Here is a 1,189-nt window from a genome sequence, read left to right as displayed (position 1 = left end):
AATGTCAATATTCTGGATGCTAATGTCAATGCCCGATTCAGCCGTCGGAGTGTAAACTATCCAAGCTAGTCCGTATTTCTTGATATAAGCGTCGGGGTCTTTGAGAAATTCTTTGACTTCTGCCTTTGTTGCAGTTTTGGAAGTTAGCAGTTTTCCCCGCCCGTGCGTTTTTTCTAGCTGCTTAGCGAAAGCCTCGGCATCCTTTAGAGAATCTGTAGCCACGACTGGGCAACGGCTCTTAAGAATTTCCGCACTCAACCATTTTTTAGATTTCTTCCCCGCCTCCACGAAAAATATGGGAGGAGTTTCACCCGTGAAGGTATTTTGAATCTTGACCGATGGCTTGCCCGAAATCTCAGCGATATAGTCCACCACGATGTTCGACTGGTTGCCGTCCATCAAAACGACGCGATCTGCAAGCTTGCAAATAATTTCTAATCGTTCAAGTATTTCTATCCGCTTGCCCAGCAGAGTCCGAGATTGCAACAAGTGCTTGATCACTGACACCGACTCATCCAAGATAACGGTCATACCCCGGACGTGTTCGACTGCATCCTCAAACATTTTTAGTGGCAGTTTGAGCAAGGAATCCACGCAGAGGCTCAATCGGGCGTCCGGGTCTTTTATGAACTGCCAGCCATTGTGCTCGTCGAAGTGATAGCTTCCCCATTTCTGGCACTGCTGCAAAAGCAAACTGTTGCGGTAGCCTAAATTTATCTGCAACCCGCGCGCGTCGCTGGCAATCTTGGCTCCAGCCCAATAAGTTTTACCTGTTCCCAGACCCGATTGAACTGCGGTGACTGTTCCGCTCTCTGGGGCGGGTGCATCAAAATATTTTGAGTTAATTTTGATGTCAGGAGTAAAGCCCCGAAGCCTCAGCCATTTTTTCAGTTGCCAATCTTCTGAGGTTGGCGGCAGAGCGGCAGAAATTACCGCGTCAATGTCACCACCAGCAACCAGAAAATCATCAACACCTTTATGGGGGCCTGGCAACTTGGCGATTTTGGCGATCGCATTTTTGAAAAGTTTGCTGAGGGTGGTGGCTGCTTTAAACTCTGGGCTGTTGGAGTAATCCCCGACGCGGTAGTCGAAAAGGATTGTGATTTGGCGTTCTGCTGTGTCAAATCGTTGAAGTATTGCCTGCAGTTCTCGCGCTTTCGCCTTTTGATACTGTGTGCCGTCAGGTTTA

Annotated in this window: 1 protein-coding gene; it reads right to left on the bottom strand. The window is 48.4% G+C overall.

Annotated elements, in window-relative coordinates; translation table 11 throughout:
- Window positions 1-1,189: DUF3854 domain-containing protein (locus ACUVJL_RS30335; RefSeq protein ID WP_445249233.1), on the bottom strand; the 1,189-nt coding region annotated here is incomplete at both ends.

The organism is Microcoleus sp. OTE_8_concoct_300 (assembly GCF_031383065.1).
In the GTDB taxonomy this organism is placed as follows: Bacteria; Cyanobacteriota; Cyanobacteriia; order Cyanobacteriales; family Microcoleaceae; genus Microcoleus.
This window is presented reverse-complemented; position numbering and strand designations above follow the sequence as displayed.